General features: G+C 61.4%; 18 protein-coding genes. 5 read left to right on the top strand and 13 right to left on the bottom strand.

Annotated elements, in window-relative coordinates:
- Positions 1-16: 16 nt before the first annotated feature.
- The 9 genes from hflC to HYE77_RS18960 form a co-directional block, all read right to left on the bottom strand.
- Positions 17-883: a protease modulator HflC gene (hflC, locus tag HYE77_RS19000; RefSeq protein WP_003217510.1), complete on the bottom strand. Its 867-nt coding sequence runs from the start codon at positions 881-883 to the stop codon at positions 17-19.
- Positions 883-2058 carry an FtsH protease activity modulator HflK gene (gene hflK / locus HYE77_RS18995; protein WP_087692480.1) on the bottom strand — a complete coding sequence of 392 codons (1176 nt, stop codon included), beginning with the start codon at positions 2056-2058 and terminating at the stop codon, positions 883-885. Before hflK ends, hflC begins: the two co-directional genes overlap by 1 nt.
- A 96-nt stretch (positions 2059-2154) precedes the next feature.
- Positions 2155-3456 carry a ribosome rescue GTPase HflX gene (hflX, locus tag HYE77_RS18990; protein ID WP_003217514.1) on the bottom strand — a complete coding sequence of 434 codons (1302 nt, stop codon included), beginning with the start codon at positions 3454-3456 and terminating at the stop codon, positions 2155-2157.
- Positions 3457-3468: 12 nt separating this feature from the next.
- On the bottom strand, positions 3469-3732 hold the full coding sequence (hfq, locus tag HYE77_RS18985; RefSeq protein ID WP_003217515.1) for an RNA chaperone Hfq: 264 nt from the start codon (positions 3730-3732) through the stop codon (positions 3469-3471).
- A 93-nt stretch (positions 3733-3825) separates the two neighbouring features.
- A complete protein-coding gene (gene miaA / locus HYE77_RS18980; protein ID WP_003217518.1) occupies positions 3826-4797 on the bottom strand; it encodes a tRNA (adenosine(37)-N6)-dimethylallyltransferase MiaA in 972 nt (323 codons plus the stop codon).
- Positions 4797-6695: a DNA mismatch repair endonuclease MutL gene (gene mutL, locus HYE77_RS18975; RefSeq protein WP_003217520.1), complete on the bottom strand. Its 1899-nt coding sequence runs from the start codon at positions 6693-6695 to the stop codon at positions 4797-4799. Before mutL ends, miaA begins: the two co-directional genes overlap by 1 nt.
- A 14-nt stretch (positions 6696-6709) precedes the next feature.
- Positions 6710-8143 carry an N-acetylmuramoyl-L-alanine amidase gene (locus HYE77_RS18970; RefSeq protein ID WP_202948682.1) on the bottom strand — a complete coding sequence of 478 codons (1434 nt, stop codon included), beginning with the start codon at positions 8141-8143 and terminating at the stop codon, positions 6710-6712.
- A gap of 3 nt (positions 8144-8146) precedes the next feature.
- On the bottom strand, positions 8147-8617 hold the full coding sequence (tsaE, locus tag HYE77_RS18965) for a tRNA (adenosine(37)-N6)-threonylcarbamoyltransferase complex ATPase subunit type 1 TsaE (protein ID WP_003217524.1): 471 nt from the start codon (positions 8615-8617) through the stop codon (positions 8147-8149).
- Positions 8605-9465, bottom strand: a complete 861-nt coding sequence (locus HYE77_RS18960) for an NAD(P)H-hydrate dehydratase (RefSeq protein WP_177069125.1) — start codon at positions 9463-9465, stop codon at positions 8605-8607. The genes tsaE and HYE77_RS18960 overlap by 13 nt, the downstream gene beginning before the upstream one ends.
- Before the next feature lie 62 nt (positions 9466-9527).
- Here HYE77_RS18960 and queG point away from each other — a divergent pair, with 62 nt between their 5' ends.
- The gene (gene queG, locus HYE77_RS18955) at positions 9528-10610 is read left to right on the top strand and encodes a tRNA epoxyqueuosine(34) reductase QueG (protein WP_003217527.1); all 1083 of its coding nucleotides are present in this window, start codon (positions 9528-9530) and stop codon (positions 10608-10610) included.
- Here queG and HYE77_RS18950 read toward each other — a convergent pair.
- Entirely contained in the window at positions 10589-11206 is a 618-nt protein-coding gene (locus tag HYE77_RS18950; protein WP_172834585.1) for a trimeric intracellular cation channel family protein, read from the bottom strand. The genes queG and HYE77_RS18950 overlap by 22 nt on opposite strands.
- Before the next feature lie 205 nt (positions 11207-11411).
- Complete coding sequence (orn, locus tag HYE77_RS18945) at positions 11412-11954, bottom strand: oligoribonuclease (RefSeq protein WP_003217529.1); 543 nt, start codon at positions 11952-11954, stop codon at positions 11412-11414.
- Between the two features lie 106 nt (positions 11955-12060).
- Between orn and rsgA the strand changes: the two genes are divergently transcribed.
- Both rsgA and HYE77_RS18935 read left to right on the top strand, forming a co-directional pair.
- Positions 12061-13092, top strand: a complete 1032-nt coding sequence (rsgA, locus tag HYE77_RS18940; RefSeq protein WP_177028649.1) for a small ribosomal subunit biogenesis GTPase RsgA — start codon at positions 12061-12063, stop codon at positions 13090-13092.
- 300 nt (positions 13093-13392) lie between these two features.
- Entirely contained in the window at positions 13393-13788 is a 396-nt protein-coding gene (locus HYE77_RS18935) for a type II toxin-antitoxin system PemK/MazF family toxin (protein WP_177069124.1), read from the top strand.
- A 75-nt stretch (positions 13789-13863) separates the two neighbouring features.
- Here the strand turns inward: HYE77_RS18935 and motB are convergent, their stop codons facing one another.
- Together motB and motA are read right to left on the bottom strand one after the other, a co-directional pair.
- On the bottom strand, positions 13864-14886 hold the full coding sequence (gene motB / locus HYE77_RS18930) for a flagellar motor protein MotB (protein ID WP_177069123.1): 1023 nt from the start codon (positions 14884-14886) through the stop codon (positions 13864-13866).
- Between the two features lie 3 nt (positions 14887-14889).
- Complete coding sequence (motA, locus tag HYE77_RS18925) at positions 14890-15741, bottom strand: flagellar motor stator protein MotA (protein ID WP_003217532.1); 852 nt, start codon at positions 15739-15741, stop codon at positions 14890-14892.
- 166 nt (positions 15742-15907) lie between these two features.
- Between motA and HYE77_RS18920 the strand changes: the two genes are divergently transcribed.
- On the top strand, positions 15908-17443 hold the full coding sequence (locus HYE77_RS18920) for an HDOD domain-containing protein (RefSeq protein WP_177028650.1): 1536 nt from the start codon (positions 15908-15910) through the stop codon (positions 17441-17443).
- Between the two features lie 58 nt (positions 17444-17501).
- On the top strand, positions 17502-18317 hold the full coding sequence (locus HYE77_RS18915) for a rhodanese-like domain-containing protein (RefSeq protein WP_102367974.1): 816 nt from the start codon (positions 17502-17504) through the stop codon (positions 18315-18317).
- The last annotated feature ends 13 nt before the right edge of the window (positions 18318-18330 follow it).

Raw genomic sequence — 18330 nt, 5'->3', positions numbered from 1 at the left:
TCAGACTACATGCGGGTTACTTGGACTTTTCCAGGTAGCGGAAGAAATCGCTACTTGGGTCCAGCACCATGACGTCGGTTTTGTTCGCAAAGCTTTCACGGTAGGCGCGCAGGCTACGGTAGAACGCGTAGAACTCCTGGTCCTGGCCATAGGCCTTGGCGTAGATCGAAGCGGCTTGAGCATCACCATCACCACGGGCCTCTTCAGACTCGCGATAGGCTTCAGCCAACAGTACGCGACGCTGACGGTCGGCATCCGCGCGGATCCCTTCTGCCAGTTCGTTACCCTTGGCGCGGTGCTCACGAGCCTCGCGCTCACGCTCGGTGCTCATACGCTCGAACACGCTGCGGTTCACTTCCTTCGGAAGGTCGATGGCCTTGACCCGAACATCGATCACCTCGATGCCCAGCTCTTTTTCCGCCATCGCATTCAACGAACGCGTGATGTCCGCCATCAGCGCGTCACGTTCACCGGATACCACCTCGTGCAGGGTGCGCTTACCAAACTGGTCACGCAGGCCCGATTCCAGACGGCGCGACAAACGCTCGTCGGCAATCTGCTTGAGGCCGGAGGTCGCGGTGTAGAAGCGCTCGGCATCCTTGACGCGCCACTTGGCGTAGGCGTCAACCATCACAGCTTTCTTTTCCAGGGTCAGGAAGCGTTGTGTCGGTGCATCCAGGGTCATCAGGCGGCCGTCGAACTTGCGCACCTGGTTGACGTAGGGGACTTTCACATGCAGGCCCGGCTGGACATCCGCCTGGACCACGCGACCGAATTGCAGCAACACCGCGCGCTCGGTCTGAGACACGATATAGAAGCAGTTCCAGGCAGCGATGACCACGACGACACCCACAATCAGGGCGGTCAGCGATTTATTGCTCATCAACGACTCTCCCTGGTACGTGTTTGCTGTTGCAGCAGGTCAGCGGCCGCACGGGCGCTCGCTTCGTTGGCAGCAGCATTGGAACCGGTAGCCGGTGCGCTGGTGCTGCTACGTCCACCTTCGATCATCTTGTCCAGCGGCAGGTACAGCAGATTGTTCTGCCCGCCCTTGCTGCCGGTCACGAGAACCTTGCTGGTGTTGCTGAAGACTTCCTGCATGGTGTCCAGGTACAGACGCTCACGGGTGACTTCCGGTGCCTTGCGGTACTCGGCCACCAGCTTGGTGAAACGATCTGCCTCACCCTTGGCGCGGGAGACCACTTCGTCGCGGTAACCGTTGGCATCCTCAAGGATGCGCTGGGCCTGGCCACGGGCTTCCGGCACCACGCCGTTGGCGTAGGTTTCAGCCTGGTTGCGCGAACGCTGCTCGTCTTCACGGGCACGGATCACGTCATCGAAGGCTTCCTGCACTTCACGCGGTGCCGCTGCGCTCTGTACGTTGACCTGGGTCACGGTGATACCGGTGCGGTACGTGTCGAGGAATCGTTGCAGGCGCTCCTTGATTTCGCTGGCCATCAATTCACGGCCTTCAGTCAGCACCTGGTCCATTGCGGTGGAACCCACCACGTGGCGCAGGGCGCTTTCGGTCGCATGTTGCAGGCTGATCTCCGGCTGGTCGACGTTCAGCACGAAGTCCTGCAGGTTGCTGATCTTGTACTGCACGGTCAGCGGCACTTCGACGATGTTCTCGTCTTCGGTCAGCATCTGGCCCTGCTTGGTGTAGGCACGCTCACGCGTGACGTTTTCCATGTACTTCTTGTCGATCGGCGGGAAGTAGATGTTCAGGCCAGGGCCGACAGTCTCGTAGTACTTGCCGAAGCGCAGCACCACGGCTTGCTCCTGCTCGTCCACCACATAGACGGCGCTGTACAGCCAGACGGCCGCCAGCACGACGAGGCCGATGCCGAGCAGGCCGTAACCACCGCCCTTGCTCGTACGACCGCCTTCGTCACCACCACGTTTTTTTCCACCACCGAACAACCCATTCAGGCTTTCCTGCAGCTTTCGGAAGGCCTCGTCGAGATCTGGTGGCCCCTTGCGGTCGCCATTATTGCGGCGTTTACCACCCCAAGGATCCTGATTATTCGAGTTGCCACCCGGCTCATTCCAAGCCATAGCGCTCTCCATCTGATAAAGCAAAGACGCACCCACGGCGCGCCGACCAATGCTACAGAATGCCTGTCACAGCGGCACAACCGCTTTCTCAGGCTTTTATTGCAAAGTGTGTTGTTCGATGAACTCTGTCGGCACAACGCCTTCACGGCTGACCAGCCGATTCAGCTCCGAGCGCGGCAATCGAACGGCCAGCAAGCTGACACCTTCTTCGTCGTGTTCTTCTTTCTGTACCGCGCCCAGCTCGAAAAACTGTGCACGCAGTCGAGCAAAACGCTGCGGCAAGCGCAAGGTGCCGACGAACAAATCGCTGCCCAACAGCTCGGCAATGGCTTGTTCAAGCAATTCCAGGCCACTGCCATCACGCGCCGACAGCCAGACCCGCTGGGGCTTGCCGTTTTCGTCGCGCTGGATTTGTGGCTCAACGCCTTCAAGCAAATCGAGTTTGTTATAGACCTCGAGGATCGGCAAGTCCTGGGCACCAATCTCGCCCAGCACCACCATGACCTGTTCAATCTGCAACATGCGATCCGGTTCGGCCGCATCGATCACGTGCAACAGCAGGTCGGAATTACTCGACTCTTCGAGCGTAGACCGAAATGCCTCGACCAGCTTGTGGGGCAAGTGACGAATGAAACCCACGGTATCGGCCAGGACAATCGGCCCCAGGTCGTCCAGTTCCAGACGGCGCAAGGTCGGGTCGAGGGTCGCGAACAGTTGGTCGGCCGCGTACACGTCCGATTTCGTCACGTTGTTGAAGAGTGTGGATTTGCCGGCGTTGGTATAGCCCACCAGGGAAACGGTCGGGATATCCGCACGCATACGGCCACGTCGCGATTGTTCGCGCTGGCTGCGCACCTTCTCCAGGCGGCCCTTGATCTGTCGCAGGCGGACCCGCAGCAGACGCCGGTCGGTTTCCAGCTGGGTTTCACCCGGGCCGCGCATGCCGATGCCGCCACCCTGGCGCTCAAGGTGAGTCCAGCCACGAACCAGCCGGGTGCTCATGTGGTCAAGCTGGGCCAGTTCTACCTGGAGCTTGCCTTCATGGGTACGGGCGCGTTGAGCGAAAATATCGAGAATCAGACCCGTGCGGTCGATCACGCGACACTCGAAAACTCGTTCGAGGTTACGTTCCTGACTGGGCGTGAGGATGTGATTGAAAATCACCAGATCGGCCTTTTCGGCGTGGACCAGGTCGCGCAGTTCCTCGACCTTGCCGCTGCCGATCAGGAATTTGGCGGTTGGCCGATGACGCGGCACGTTAAAAAACGCGACGGTCTCGGCGCCGGCCGAATTTGCCAACTCCTGAAACTCCTGCGGATCTTCGCGCGCCTCAGGGTCCTGTCCATCCAAGTGAACGAGGATTACTCGCTCACCACCACCGTGGCGCTCAAAGAACAAAGGAGACTCCTATCAGGCGTTACCTGGTGCAGGCTCGGCGTCACCCTGTTCTTCGGTTGCGCTAGGCAGACGAATTGGACGAACCGGCACTACGGTCGAGATAGCGTGCTTGTAAACCATTTGGCTTACGGTGTTTTTCAGCAGGATCACGAACTGGTCGAACGACTCGATCGTACCTTGCAGCTTGATACCGTTGACCAGATAGATGGAAACCCCAACTTTCTCTTTACGTAAAGTATTCAAGTAAGGGTCTTGTAGCGAATGCCCTTTTGACATGTGCCGCACTCCTTTAAGGATCAATAATAAAAATCGGAAAATAGATAGCTCATGGCCGTCACACCCCCAAGGATAGACGGCAATTGCAAGGACTCAGCTCAATATGGAGACCGTTCCCAAGTATTTCAAGGCGCGTGACAGATTGTCGCTGTCCAGGCTGTCCAGCCAGTGCAAATCGCTCCAACTGCGCAACCAGGTGAACTGACGCTTCGCCAATTGGCGCGTGGCAATGATGCCGCGCTCCTGCATTTCGGCTGACGTCAGCTTGCCATCCAGATGATCCCAGACTTGGCGGTAGCCTACAGCACGTATCGAAGGCAGCCCTGGATGCAGGTCACCTCTTGAACGCAGTGCTACGACCTCCTCCACAAACCCCTGTTCCAACATAATTGTGAATCTTTGTGCAATTCGTTCATGCAGCACCTGGCGATCCGTCGGAGCGATGGCCAGATTCGCCACAGTATAGGGCAATTGTGAGTGTCCCGAGGCGCCTGCTTCAGCACTTTGCGCAGTTTGTTTCAGCCTGTGTTCAGTCATGGTCTGGCCACTGACCCGCCAGACTTCCAACGCTCGCGTCAGGCGCTGGGGGTCATTGGGATGAATTCGCGCGGCGGAAACCGGATCCACAATGGCCAACTGATCGTGCAAGGCCTGCCAGCCAAGGCGCGCAGCCTCTTCTTCAAGTTCGGCGCGCACCTGTGGATCAGCTGGCGGCATATCAGCCAGACCTTCCTGCAAGGCCTTGTAGTAGAGCATCGTGCCGCCGACCAGCAGCGGAATCTTGCCCCGCGCGGTGATATCGGCCATGGCGGCCAGCGCATCGATGCGAAAATCCGCCGCCGAATAGCTCTCGCTGGGATCAATAATGTCGATCAACCGGTGCGGATACTGGGCCAGCAGCTCTTTTGAAGGTTTGGCAGTGCCGATGTCCATGTCCCGGTAAACCAGTGCAGAGTCGACACTGATCAACTCGCACGGCAAGACCTTGGTCAGCTCGATGGCCAGGTCGGTCTTGCCGGCGGCCGTCGGGCCCATCAGGAAGATGGCGGGGGGCAAGGCACTCATCAACGGCCGCGCAAGAACAGTTTGTCGAGGTCGTCCAGGCCCATCTGGGTCCAGGTCGGGCGGCCATGGTTGCACTGGCCGCTGCGCTCGGTGTTTTCCATGTCCCGCAGCAGGCCGTTCATTTCCGGCAAGGCCAGCCGGCGGTTGGCGCGGATGGCGCCGTGACAGGCCATGGTGCCGAGCAGTTCATTGATGTGGGCCTGGATCCGGTCACTGGTGCCGTATTCCATCAGGTCTGCCAGTACGTCGGCCACCAGCCGGTTGGCCTCTGCCTGCTTGAGCAAAGCCGGAATCTGGCGGATAGCCAGGGTTTCCGGCCCCAGGCGTTGCAACTCAAAGCCCAGCTTCTGGAACACGCTGACGTGCTCTTCGGCGCAATCCGCTTCCCGCTGGCTGACCGCCAGGGATTCCGGCACCAGCAGCGGCTGGCCGCTCAGGCCTTCGCTGGCCATGGCGATCTTCAGGCGCTCGTACATGATCCGCTCGTGGGCGGCGTGCATGTCCACCAGCACCAGGCCATGGGCGTTTTCCGCAAGAATATAGATACCCTTGAGCTGTGCCAGCGCGTAACCCAACGGCGGCACGTCGCCCTGGCCTTCCGGCAACGCGGCAGCGCCTGGCTCGGCGCCGGGCAGCGGCGCGAAAAACTCGCGATAGGCCGCCTGGGCCTCGGCCACCGGCACCGCCGATTGCGGACGCGGGGTGTACTGGTATTGATAACCGGCGCCGGCGCCTGAACCAGGTGCGGTAAAGCTCGGCTGGGCTTGCGGCGATTGCAGCAGGTTGGCCGCCAGGCTCATTTCGCCCTGGGGCCCGAACTCGCCGGCTTCCGGCCCTGAAGGACGGACAACAGCCGTGACAATCGGCGCCGCCAGGTGATCATCCGGCCGCACATCGCCCAAGGCGCGGTGCAGGGTGCCGTAAAGAAAGTCGTGGACCATGCGACCGTCACGGAAGCGCACTTCGTGCTTGGTCGGGTGCACGTTGACGTCGACCACCGACGGGTCGACCTCGAAAAACAGCACAAACGTCGGATGCCGCCCGTTGAACAGCACGTCGCGATACGCCTGGCGCACCGCGTGGGCCACCAGCTTGTCGCGCACCGCCCGGCCATTCACGAAGAAATACTGCATGTCCGCCTGGCTACGGGAGAAAGTCGGCAACCCCACCCAACCCCACAGCCGCAGGCCATTGCGCTCGATCTCGATCGGCAGCGCCTGCTCCAGGAACCCCGCGCCGCAGATGGCCGAGACACGCCGCGCACGGGCCGCATCATCATGGGCCTCGTGCAGGCTGAGGATGGTCTTGCCGTTGTGGCGCAGGTGGAAAGCCACATCAAACCGCGCCAGGGCCAGGCGCTTGATGACTTCCTGCAGGTGATCGAATTCGGTTTTTTCGGCCTTGAGGAATTTACGCCGGGCCGGGGTATTGAAGAACAGGTCGCGTACTTCCACCGAGGTGCCCACCGGATGTGCCGCCGGCTGGACCCGGGGCGCCATGTCGCGGCCTTCGGTTTCAACCTGCCAGGCCTGGTCGGCGTCGCGGGTGCGGGAAGTCAGGGTCAGGCGAGCCACGGAGCTGATGGAGGCCAGGGCCTCACCACGAAACCCGAGGCTCATCACCCGCTCCAGGTCTTCCAGGTCACGAATCTTGCTGGTGGCGTGACGGGCCAGGGCCAGCGGCAGGTCATCGGAGGAAATCCCGCTGCCGTCGTCGCGCACTCGCAGCAGCTTGACGCCGCCTTGCTCAACATCGACATCAATGCGCCTGGCGCCGGAGTCGATACTGTTTTCCAGCAACTCCTTGATCACCGACGCTGGCCGCTCGACCACCTCACCCGCCGCGATCTGGTTGGCGAGACGCGGGCTTAGCAGCTCGATGCGCGAGGTATTGCTCAAGACTGTTTCGCTCATTATTGCGCCGCCAGTTCAGTGCCCGGGATGGTCAACACCTGGCCGACCTTCAATTCATCGGTCTTGAGGTTGTTGGCACTGCGCAAGGTTGCCGCTGACACCTGGAAGCGCACCGCCAGCATCGCCAGGGTGTCACCCGGCTGCACGCGATGGTCACGCGGGCCCTGGGCGATTTTCCCGGAGTCACGCAGCCAGGCTATATAAGTGCCCGGCGGCGGGTTCTGCTGGAAGAACTGGCGAACACCGGCGCTGATGGAGCGCGCCAACGCCTGCTGGTGGCTGGCCGAGGCCAGTTTCGAGGCTTCGTTGGAGTTGGAGATAAACCCGGTTTCCACCAGGATCGACGGAATATCCGGCGACTTGAGCACCATGAACCCGGCCTGTTCCACGCGCTGTTTGTGCAGCGAGGTGACGCGACCAATGTTGCTCAGGACTTTCTGCCCCACGTTCAGGCTGGAGGTCAGCGAGGCAGTCATCGACAGATCGAGCAATACGCCAGCGAGCATCTTGTCCTTGTCGTCGAGGGATACGTTGCCAGCCCCGCCGATCAAGTCGGAACGGTTTTCACTGTCCGCCAGCCAGCGGGCGGTCTCGGACGTAGCGCCGCGATCAGACAGGGCAAACACCGAGGCACCAAACGCCGCGGCCGAAGGTGCGGCGTCGGCGTGGATCGAGACGAACAGGTCGGCGCCCTTCTTGCGGGCGATTTCGGTACGGCCACGCAGCGGAATAAAGTAGTCGCCGGTCCGGGTCAGCTCGGCGCGGTAGCCTTTCATGCCATTGATCTGGCGCTGCAGTTCGCGGGCGATGGCCAGTACTACGTCTTTTTCATGCTGGCCGCGCGAGCCCGAGGCACCCGGGTCTTCGCCGCCGTGACCGGCATCGATGACCACGATAATGTCACGTTTGCCCGCCGGAGCCGGTGGCAGCGGCGGCAATTTGACCTGGGGTTGCGACTGGTTGACCGGCACCGCAGGTATCGTCGCGACGCTTGGAGTTGGCGCAGGCGGCGGCGCGGCATCGGCGGCGTTGTCGAACAGGTCGACCACCAGCCGGTTGCCATACTGCGCGTTGGGCGCCAGCACGAAGCTTTTCGGGGTCACGGCCTTTTTCAGGTCGATGACCACCCGCAGGTCGGTCGGCGTACGTTGGGCCGAGCGCATCGCGGTAATCGGGGTATTGGCCATGGCGACTTTCAACGGCGCGGCCAGGGTCGCACCGTTGATATCAATCACCAGGCGATCGGGCGCCGTGAGGGTGAAGACGCTGTGCTGAACCGGGCCAGACAGGTCGAATACCAGTCGCGTGTTATCCGGTGCCCGCCACAGGCGAACACTTTTCACCTGTGAGGCCGCCAGTGCATTGAAAGTCATTGCCGCAAGCAACACCCCTACGACAGTAACCAACGCGCGAAAGCGCATACCTAACCCCATCAATTATTTGAATTCCAATGCCAAGGCGGCGCACCACGACTCGCCGCGCGCGCTCTGGGACAACAACTTCAGCTGACGTCCTTGCTTATGCGGGGTAATGGTAATGGTCAGGTCCGGCTTTGGCAAAAAGCCTGTGCCTTTATCTGGCCACTCGATCAGGCACAAGGCGTCCTCATCGAAGTAATCACGAATGCCCATGTATTCCAGTTCTTCCGGGTCCACCAGGCGATACAGATCGAAGTGGAACGCTCGTACGTCACCGATTTCGTAGGGTTCTACCAAGGTGAACGTAGGGCTTTTCACAGCACCCGCGTGCCCCAACCCGCGAATGATGCCCCGGGACAAGGTGGTTTTTCCGGCGCCGAGATCGCCTTCCAGAAAGATCAGCCCTGAGCCTTGAGTGACCCGGGCAATACGGTTGCCCAAGGCGACCATGGCGTCTTCATCAGGCAGGAAAAGAACTACTTCAGACACGGCGATTGCTCCTCCAGCAACTGACGAATGGCAGGAATCAGGTCACTGGCGGCCAGCCCGCGACCGTAGGTACCCTGGCGATCTCCGGCAGTGGCATGCAGCCAGACCGCCAGGCAGGCGGCATCAAATGCCGGCATGCCTTGCGCCAGTAAAGCACCGACCAGGCCGGCCAACACATCGCCCAGGCCAGCGGTCGCCATCGCAGGATGGCCCTGATCGCAGCGGGCAACCCGACCGTCCGGGCTGGCGATCAAGCTGCCGGCGCCCTTGAGGATGGCCACCGCATTGAATTTCTGACTCAAGGCGCGCGCCACGTTAAGGCGGTCGGCCTGAACCTCGGCTGTCGAAATACCCATCAAGCGGGCCGCTTCGCCAGGATGCGGAGTGATCACGCAATTGGCCGGCAGGCTGACGCTGCCCGCCGCCAGCAGGTTCAAGGCATCGGCGTCCCAGACTTGCGGCTGCCTGGCATTGGCCGCTACCGACAGCAGGCTTTTGCCCCAGGAGACCTCGCCCAGGCCCGGGCCGATGACGATCACGGAAATCTTTTCCAGCAGGCCCATCAATTGATTGGCCGAGTGCACGCCCACCGTCATCACTTCCGGCAACCGCGCCAGCGCCACACCGACGTGTTCGCTACGGGTCGCCAGGGAAACCATGCCGGCACCACTGCGCAGGGCACTTTCAGCACTGAGCAAGGCGGCGCCGCCAAAACCCCGGTCGCCGCCGATCAGCAATACATGGCCGAACTGGCCTTTATGGGCGTCCGGGGAACGCGCAGCGAGTTGCGGCAATTGGCCGGGCAACAGGTGCTGAACGTCGGGTATTTCGTGTTTTGTCTGCGGCATGCGTCTTCAAGCTCCGATGTCTGGCAGAATTATACGCATCTAACCTGCGGTTTCTCTTGTTCATGCCTGCTATTACCTACGACCTGCCCGCCCTCGCCCAATCGATCAAAGACTGGGGCCGCGAGCTGGGCTTTCAACAAGTGGGCATCAGCGGCCTCGACCTCGCCGAGCATGAACAGCACCTGCAACGCTGGCTCGACGCCGGCTACCACGGCGAAATGGACTACATGGGCGCCCACGGCAGCAAGCGCTCACACCCGGAGGAGCTGGTACCCGGCACCTTGCGCGTGGTCTCACTGCGCATGGACTACTTGCCGGGCGACACCCAAATGGCCCAACTGCTGGCCAAACCCGAAAAAGCCTACATCTCCCGCTACGCCCTGGGCCGCGACTACCACAAGCTGATCCGCAAGCGCGTGCAGCAACTGGCCGACCGCATCCAGGCGCAAATCGGCCCGTTCGGCTTCCGCGCCTTTGTCGACAGCGCCCCCGTGCTGGAAAAAGCCATCGCCGAGCAGGCCGGGCTGGGCTGGATCGGCAAGAACACCCTGGTACTCAATCGCAAGGCGGGCAGTTACTTCTTCCTGAGCGAGCTGTTTGTCGACCTGCCGTTGCCGGTCGACCCACCCCACGCCACCGAACATTGTGGCCGCTGCACCGCCTGCCTGGATATCTGCCCTACCAATGCCTTCGTAGGGCCCTACGTGCTGGACGCCCGGCGCTGCATTTCCTACCTGACCATCGAGCTGAAAAGCGCGATCCCCGAAGAACTGCGCCCACTGATCGGCAATCGGGTATTCGGCTGCGATGACTGTCAGATCGTTTGCCCGTGGAATCGTTTCGCGCGGCCTACCGACGAAGGCGATTTCAAGCCACGGCACAATCTGGATAACGCAGAGCTCGCCGAGTTGTTTATGTGGGACGAGGACAAATTCCTCAGCAGCACCGAAGGTTCTCCCCTGCGCCGCGCCGGCTATGAGCGCTGGCTGCGCAACCTGGCGGTGGGCCTGGGCAATGCGCCATCAAGCATTCCGGTGCTGGAAGCGCTGAAGGCGCGTCGGGAATACCCCTCGGAACTGGTGCGCGAACATGTGGAATGGGCGCTGAACCAGCACGCCGAACGTCAGTGCACGTCGTCGTTGTAGACGAACTTGGGCATTTCCCAGTGAAAACGGATCGCCAGCAGGCGCAATAGAAAGCCGCTGAACAGCGTCAGCAGGATCGATTGCTCACTTGGCAGCTCAAGGTAGATGCACAGCATGTAGAACCAGGCGGCCAGGAACGACACGCTGGCGTACAGCTCGCGGCGGAAGATCAACGGAATGTCGTTGCAGAAGATATCCCGCAGGATGCCGCCGAATACCCCGGTGATCACACCGCTGACTGACGCCACCAGCATGCCGTGGCCCATTTCCAGGGCGGTCATGCTGCCGATCAGGGTGAAGGCCACCAGGCCCACGGCGTCCAACGCGAGGAACAGCGAGCGCAGGTGGCGCATCAATGGAGCGATGAAGATGGTCACCAGGGCCGCGACGGAGGTCAGCACCAGGTACTCCGGGTGTTTGACCCAGGTCAGCGGGTAGTGGCCGAGCAACACGTCACGCACCGAACCGCCGCCCAGCGCCGTCACGCAGGCGATCAGCACCACACCGAACCAGTCCATCCCGCGCCGCCCGGCGGACAAGGCACCCGTCATGGCTTCGGCGGTGATGGCGATGAGGTAGAGCATCAGCAGCATGATGGCGATCCTTGCAAAGAGGCGCGCAGTCTAATCATTTGGTGATGGCACCAAAAGGGGGCGAGCGCTGAAGAGCTTAAAGCTCTTGCTGATGTGGCGAGAGAGCTTGCTCCCGTTGGACTGCGCAGCAGTCCCATTTTTCAGGGCCGCTTCGCAGCCCAGCGGGAGCAAGCTCCCTCGCCACAAAAACGCCTCACCACGACTCAAGTCAGAACTTGATGAAATGCTTGCGGTAATGCTGCAGCTCGGCAATCGACTCGCGAATATCGTCCAGCGCCAGGTGGGTGCTGCCCTTGTGGAAGCTGTCTTTGACTTCCGGCGCCCAGCGCGCGGCCAGCTCCTTCAAGGTCGACACGTCCAGGTTGCGGTAGTGGAAGTAGCTTTCCAGCGCCTTCATGTGGGTATAGAGAAAGCGGCGGTCCTGGCAAATGCTGTTGCCGCAGATTGGCGACTTGCCCTTGGGTACCCACTTTTCCAGGAAGGCGATGGTTTCGGCTTCAGCCTCAGCCATGCTCACGCGGCTGTCGCGCACACGCTGGGTCAGGCCCGAGTTGCCGTGGGTGCGGGTGTTCCACTCGTCCATGGTGGCCAGCACCGCGTCGCTGTGGTGAATGGCAATCACCGGACCTTCGGCCAAGGTGTTGAGGTTGCTGTCGGTGACAATGGTCGCCATCTCGATGATGACGTCGGTGTCAGGGTTCAGACCGGTCATTTCCAGATCGATCCAAATCAGGTTCTGTGGGTTTTGCATGTCGTGGTTCCTTGGCACCTTGGCGTAGCTGCGCAGTTTAGCAGGCAGGGCGTGCTAGACTCGCGACCGTTTCACCTAACCTTTGCATTATCGACACGGAACACCAATGGCCAAACGCCAGCTCAACCGTCGCCAAAACTGGCGCATCGAAAAGATTCAGGGCGAACGCGCTGCCCGCGCCGCCAAACGTGAATCCTCCGCCGTGGAAGCGCTTGAGGGCGGCGACCTGGGCCCCGAGCAAACGGGCCTGGTGATCGCGCACTTCGGTGTGCAGGTCGAAGTCGAGGCCACCGAAGGCGATCACGCCGGCCAGGTGTTCCGTTGCCACCTGCGCGCCAACCTGCCTGCGCTGGTGACCGGCGACAAGGTGGTATGGCGTGCCGGCAACCAGGGCATCGGCGTGATCGTCGCCCAGTTGCCGCGCACCACCGAACTGCGTCGCCCCGACAGCCGTGGCCAGCTCAAGCCGGTAGCGGCCAACGTCGACATGATCGTCATTGTCTTCGCGCCACTGCCCGAACCCCATGCCAACCTGATCGACCGCTACCTGGTAGCCGCCGAACACGCCGGCATTCGCCCGCTGTTGCTGCTGAACAAATTCGACCTGATCGACCAACAGAACGCCCCGGCGCTCAACGCGCTGCTGGCGGTGTACCGCACCCTCGGCTACCCGGTGCTGGAAGTCTCGGCGCATCACGGCAATGGCATGGAACAGTTACAGACTGAACTGGACGGGCGCATCAGCGTGTTCGTCGGCCAGTCGGGTGTGGGCAAGTCGTCCCTGGTCAACAGCCTGTTGCCGGAAGTCGAAACCCGTGTGGGTCCATTGTCGGAGCTGTCCGGCCAGGGCACCCACACCACCACCACCGCGCGATTGTTCCACTTCCCGGGCGGCGGTGAACTGATCGACTCCCCCGGCATTCGTGAATTCGGCCTGGGCCATGTGAGCCGTGCCGATGTTGAAGCGGGCTTTATCGAGTTCAACGACTTGATCGGCACCTGCCGCTTCCGTGACTGCAAACATGACCGCGAGCCGGGTTGCGCCCTGCTCAAGGCACTGGAAGACGGCCGCGTGCAGCAGCAGCGGATGAACAGCTATCGCTCGATCATCGCCAGCTTGCCCGAGACCAGTTACTAAGCAGCAAACCGGTGCCGTGCCATGCCTTGATACACATAAGGCACGGCACGGAACCCCCGACCCCATTGATTAAATCGAGTCAGCCATCAAGAATCCGCTGCAACTGGGCGGCCCATGACGCAAGCCAGCTTGAATTCGATTTTCCCAATGCTCATACTCGCTCCGTCACCAGCGCAAGCTGGCAGGAGTCTGGATCCTTTTCGGGGTTGATCCAGCGGCGCAGAAGGGGCGAAGCAAGCTCCACTGCGTGTCGAATGAAGCCGCCTTCGGGCGGCTTTGCTTTTTCCGGGGAATCAACGATTGCCTCTCTACTACCATCCCAAACAAGGCGATGTTCTTCTGTGCGACTTCACTCGGGGCTTTGTAGCGCCCGAAATGCTGAAGATCCGCAAAGTCGTTGTGATCTCGCCGACTGTCACCCACAGCCGAAAACTGTGCACAGTGGTCCCGATTTCCTCCACAGCGCCTGACATCCAGCACGACTGGCACCATTTATTACGAACCAATCCACTGCATACCGATGGCTATAAAGCGCTGTGGGTGAAATGCGACATGATCTACACGGTCAGTTTCGAACGACTGGACAAACTGCACAGAAAGACCAGGACCACTGGGCGAAAGTATTTCGTGCCGCGCTTGGGCGCGGAAGATATGCGAGGCGTGATTGACGGTGTGAAGGCCTACCTCCCGCTCTGAAACAACCGACAGAAAAAAGCCCCGAGAACCCGGGGCTTTTTTAATCGTCGAAGCAACCGATTGAGTCTGACGGCCTCATGAACCCGTGGCGGGCAGAGTCGGGTCTTTCATCCCGCCGTCATCAAACAGGTTCAGCTTCTGCCGCAGTTCATGGGCTGGCAGCGGCTCCTGCTCCGGCGGCAGTGCGTTCGGGTCTGCCGGCACCTCGCCCGGCGCGCCTTCACCCTGGGTCGGCGCCGGTGGCGTCGCAGGCGGGTCACCTTCAATCGCACGCTGGGCCTTTTTGGTCAGCACGACGATATCGATGCGTCGGTTGATCGGATTGAACGGATCCTTGGGATCAAACAGCTGCGAGGAAGCAAACCCCACCACCCGTGCCACTTGCGGGTCCGGATAGCTGCCGGCCACCAGTGCACGACGCGCGGCATTGGCCCGGTTGGCCGAGAGCTCCCAGTTGCCGAAGTCGCCCTGGCCCGCATACGGCTTGGCGTCGGTGTGGCCGCTGATGCTGATCTTGTTCGGCACCGCCTTGATGGTGTCGGCCATGGCCAGCAGGATGTCTTCAAAGTACGGCTTCAAGCGTGCACTGCCGGAATCGAACATCGGCCGGTTGGCGGCGTCCGTGATCTGGATGCGCAAGCCATCCGGGGTGATCTCGAAGGAAATCTGGTCCTTGAACTTCAGCAGTTGCGGGTTTTCCTCAACCTTGGTTTGCAGTTCCTGCAGCAGCAATTCCAGGCGTTCCTGCTCGACCTGTTCGGCCATGCTCTCGACGGTGTCGCGCTCGATCGGGATCTTTTCCTGCGGCGAGTCGGTCTTGATTTCCGGGTTGATGGTGCGCTCGGGCGCCAGTTGCGGCGAACCACCGAGGTCGATCACAAAAGGCGTGCCGCTCTCGGAGAAACCGATGGGGTCCTTGAAGTACCCGGCGATGGCGATCTTCTGTTCCGGCGTGGCAGTGGACATCAGCCACAGCACCAGGAAGAACGCCATCATCGCCGTCGCAAAGTCGGCGAAGGCGATTTTCCAGGCGCCGCCATGGTGCCCCGCAGCGAAGCGCTTGACGCGCTTGATGATGATCGGCTGGTTGTTTTCCATGGCTTAGCGACCGCGAACCGCTTGTTCCAGCTCAGCGAAGCTTGGACGGTGCTTCGGATACAGAACCTTGCGCCCGAACTCCACTGCCAACGATGGCGGCATGCCGGAAGCCGAAGCCACCAGGCAGGCCTTGATGGCTTCGTACAGATTCACTTCTTCCTTGGCATCGTGGGCCAGGGACGTGGCCAGCGGGCCGAAGAAACCGTAGGCCGCGAGAATACCGAAGAAGGTACCTACCAGTGCCGCACCTACGTGCATGCCGATGGCTTTCTGGTCGCCTTCACCGAGGGAGGCCATGGTCACCACGATCCCGAGCACCGCGGCAACAATACCGAAACCGGGCATGCCGTCGGCGATGCCGGTCACGGCGTGGGATGGGTGCTCCAGCTCTTCCTTGAGGCTGAACAGTTCCATGTCGAACAGGCCTTCCAGCTCATGGGGCGCCATATTGCCGGACGACATGATGCGCAGGTAATCACAGATGTAGGCGGTCATGCGCTCGTCTTTGAGCACGGCCGGGTACTTGGCAAAAATCGGGCTCGCCGCGGCGTCCTCGATGTCGCCTTCGATGGCCATCATGCCTTCGCGGCGGCTCTTGTTGAGGATCTCGTAGATCAGCCCCAGCACTTCCAGGTAGAAGGTGTGGGAGAAGCGCGAGCTGAACATGCCCAGCGACTTCTTGATCACGTGCATCGTCATGTAGCCGGGGTTGGCCTGCAGGAATGCGCCGAACGCCGCACCGCCGATAATCAGCACTTCGAAAGGCTGGATCAGCGCCGCAATCTTGCCGTGGGAAAGGACGTATCCGCCGAGCACGCTCGCGATGACGACGATGATGCCGATAATTTTAGCCATAGGGGATGAGTACTTGCGCCGTCGGGTTCAGGGTCATATTCGCAAGAGTTGAAAACTCTTGTTCTACTTATCGGCAAATCTGCGCCAGACTATAGCCCGTTATGGCGAAAAACCAGTTCGGCCCGTCCCGGGCGTGTTGACCGCAAGTGATGATCGCGCCCCAATCATGGCAAATGAAACGACAGTCCCAACTCAAAAACCCGCCACCCTCGCCGCTTGGATAAAGCGCCTGGACGATGTGCTGTTGCCTGTTCCACAGGCGAGCCACGACCGGGTTTGCAAGGCCATCGGCGACAACCGCAGTTCGTTGCGGGATATTGCAGAGCTGATGCAGAACAGCCCGGCGCTGGTGCTGAGCGTGATGCGCGAGGCCAACAACCAGGCCCACGGCAGCCTCGCGGAGCCGGCAGAAAATCTCGAAGTGGCGATCAATCGCCTCGGCCTCAAGCGCACCGAGGAGCTGCTGCGGCGCCTGCCTTCCGTGCCGCTGAATGAAATCCCCGTGGCCCTGCGCCAGCTGCAGATGATCAGCCAGCACGCGTCGCAACAAGCCAGCGGCCTGTTCGCCAGCCGCCTGGCGCGATTATGGCAAGACATTCACTGGGGCAGCCTGCTGTTCCTTTCGCCGCTGTGGCCGATGGCGATTGCCTATCCCAAGCTGCTGGAAGAATGGGAGCTGCGGGTGATCCACAAGGGTGAATCGGCCCGCACAGTCGAACAGGAGCTGTTCGGCGTACGCCTGCTGGACCTGTGCCTCGGGTTGACCAACACCTGGCGCCTGCCGATCTGGGTATCTCAGGGTTATACGTTGCTGCTGACGGAACAACGCTTGCTGGTCAAGGCGCTGAGCATTGCCCGTGAAGACGAGCCGTTGCGCCAACAGCAGTTGCTGGATGCCGACCCGAACCTGCGCCGCTGGCTGAACCAGCCGGCCAACACTGTGCTGTTGGCCAACGGCCTGGCGCTGGCGGCGCAGGAGTCCTGGACCTGCCCGCACACCCAGCGCTGGCAATACCTCACTGCGCTTTACCTTCAACAACCGTTGGCCGAAGTGCAGCAACAGTCCCACCAACACGCGGCGATCAGCGCCCGCAGCACCCTGATGCGCGACCTGTGGCACCCGGCGCTGTCGTTGATCTGGCCATGGGATGTGCAGCGCGTTCACCACGGCTTGCTGCCGGCCCCCCCGCCCACCGCCGAAGCCCTGGCGATCTGGCGCAAGCGCTGCACCGAATTGCTCGTAGAGCCGAGCCGCTTTGCCAATGCCATGCACCTGACCACCTGCGCCAAGGAAGCCCTCGTGGCCTGCGGCATGCAACGGGTGATGCTGCTGATGGCGGACAAAACCCTGAGCACCTTGCGTGTGCATCAAGTCGACGGCCTGCCGAAGGACGCCGACCACATGAGCCTCGACGTGGCGCAAAGCACCCTGCTGCAACGCCTGCTGGCCAAGTCTGCCCAGGTGCGCCTCAACCCCGACAACCACGCCCAGTTCTCGGCACTGCTGCCGCCGGAACTGCGCCGCCTGTTCAAGGGCGAACACCTGCTGCTGCGCTCCCTGAGCTGCAATGGCCGGGTGGTGATGCTGATGGTGGCCGACCAGGGCGGCGGGCCGTTCTCGGAAACCACCGTGCAGGCCTTCGGCAAAACCGCCCAATGCATCGAAAAGGCCCTGCACAGCTTTACCAACCGCAGTGCCTGACGCTTGCGCTACAATCGCCCTCCCTTAGCGCCCAATTTTTATGCCCAGGAGACCTCACATGCCTGACTTCTCTGGCTTGCCGCTGGTCATCGAGGCCAGTGACCTGCTCGGTCGCCTCGATGCCGAACACCTGATCCTGGTGGACCTCACCAGCGCTGCGCGTTACGCCGAAGGGCATATCCCCGGCGCACGTTTCGTTGATCCAAAACGCACTCAACTGGGCCAGCCACCAGCGCCGGGCCTGCTGCCGGGCAAGGCCGATCTTGAAAAGCTGTTCGGCGAACTGGGCCACACCCCTGATGCCACTTACGTGGTGTATGACGACGAAGGCGGTGGCTGGGCCGGGCGATTCATCTGGATGCTCGACGTCATCGGCCACAAGAAATACCACTACCTCGACGGCGGCCTGCTGGCGTGGCTGGAAGAAAAACACCCAGTGTCCACCGAGGTACCGGCCAGCGCCGGCGGCCCGGTCAGCCTGACGTTGCATGAAGAACCCACCGCCACCCGCGAATACCTGCAAAGCCGTCTCGGCGCTGCCGACCTCGGCATCTGGGACGCCCGTGGCCCGCTGGAATACTCCGGCGAGAAAGTCCTCGCGGCCAAGGGTGGACACATCCCGGGCGCAGTGAACTTCGAATGGACCGCCGGCATGGACAAGGCACGCCAACTGCGCATCCGCCGTGACATGCCGCAGATCCTCGAAGACCTCGGGCTGACCCGCGACAAAGAAATCATCACCCACTGCCAGACTCACCACCGTTCTGGCTTCACCTACCTGGTGGCCAAGGCGCTCGGTTATCCGCGAGTCAAAGGTTATGCCGGTTCCTGGGGCGAATGGGGTAACCACCCCGACACCCCCGTTGAGATTTAAGGTTTAAGGACAG

The sequence above is a fragment of the Pseudomonas sp. IPO3774 genome, from assembly GCF_013386835.1.
In the GTDB taxonomy this organism is placed as follows: Bacteria; Pseudomonadota; Gammaproteobacteria; order Pseudomonadales; family Pseudomonadaceae; genus Aquipseudomonas.
The sequence above is the reverse complement of the archived record's forward strand: the minus strand, read 5'-3'. Positions and strand labels throughout refer to the sequence as shown.

Excerpts from the sequence above, each read along its gene's own strand:
- hflC (WP_003217510.1), bottom strand. The coding sequence starts at position 883 with ATGAGCAATAAATCGCTGACCGCCCTGATTGTGGGTGTCGTCGTGGTC.
- hflK (WP_087692480.1), bottom strand. The coding sequence starts at position 2,058 with ATGGCTTGGAATGAGCCGGGTGGCAACTCGAATAATCAGGATCCTTGG.
- hfq (WP_003217515.1), bottom strand. The coding sequence starts at position 3,732 with ATGTCAAAAGGGCATTCGCTACAAGACCCTTACTTGAATACTTTACGT.
- miaA (WP_003217518.1), bottom strand. The coding sequence starts at position 4,797 with ATGAGTGCCTTGCCCCCCGCCATCTTCCTGATGGGCCCGACGGCCGCC.
- HYE77_RS18970 (WP_202948682.1), bottom strand. The coding sequence starts at position 8,143 with ATGGGGTTAGGTATGCGCTTTCGCGCGTTGGTTACTGTCGTAGGGGTG.
- HYE77_RS18960 (WP_177069125.1), bottom strand. The coding sequence starts at position 9,465 with ATGCCGCAGACAAAACACGAAATACCCGACGTTCAGCACCTGTTGCCC.
- queG (WP_003217527.1), top strand. The coding sequence starts at position 9,528 with ATGCCTGCTATTACCTACGACCTGCCCGCCCTCGCCCAATCGATCAAA.
- orn (WP_003217529.1), bottom strand. The coding sequence starts at position 11,954 with ATGCAAAACCCACAGAACCTGATTTGGATCGATCTGGAAATGACCGGT.
- rsgA (WP_177028649.1), top strand. The coding sequence starts at position 12,061 with ATGGCCAAACGCCAGCTCAACCGTCGCCAAAACTGGCGCATCGAAAAG.
- motB (WP_177069123.1), bottom strand. The coding sequence starts at position 14,886 with ATGGAAAACAACCAGCCGATCATCATCAAGCGCGTCAAGCGCTTCGCT.
- motA (WP_003217532.1), bottom strand. The coding sequence starts at position 15,741 with ATGGCTAAAATTATCGGCATCATCGTCGTCATCGCGAGCGTGCTCGGC.
- HYE77_RS18920 (WP_177028650.1), top strand. The coding sequence starts at position 15,908 with ATGGCAAATGAAACGACAGTCCCAACTCAAAAACCCGCCACCCTCGCC.
- HYE77_RS18915 (WP_102367974.1), top strand. The coding sequence starts at position 17,502 with ATGCCTGACTTCTCTGGCTTGCCGCTGGTCATCGAGGCCAGTGACCTG.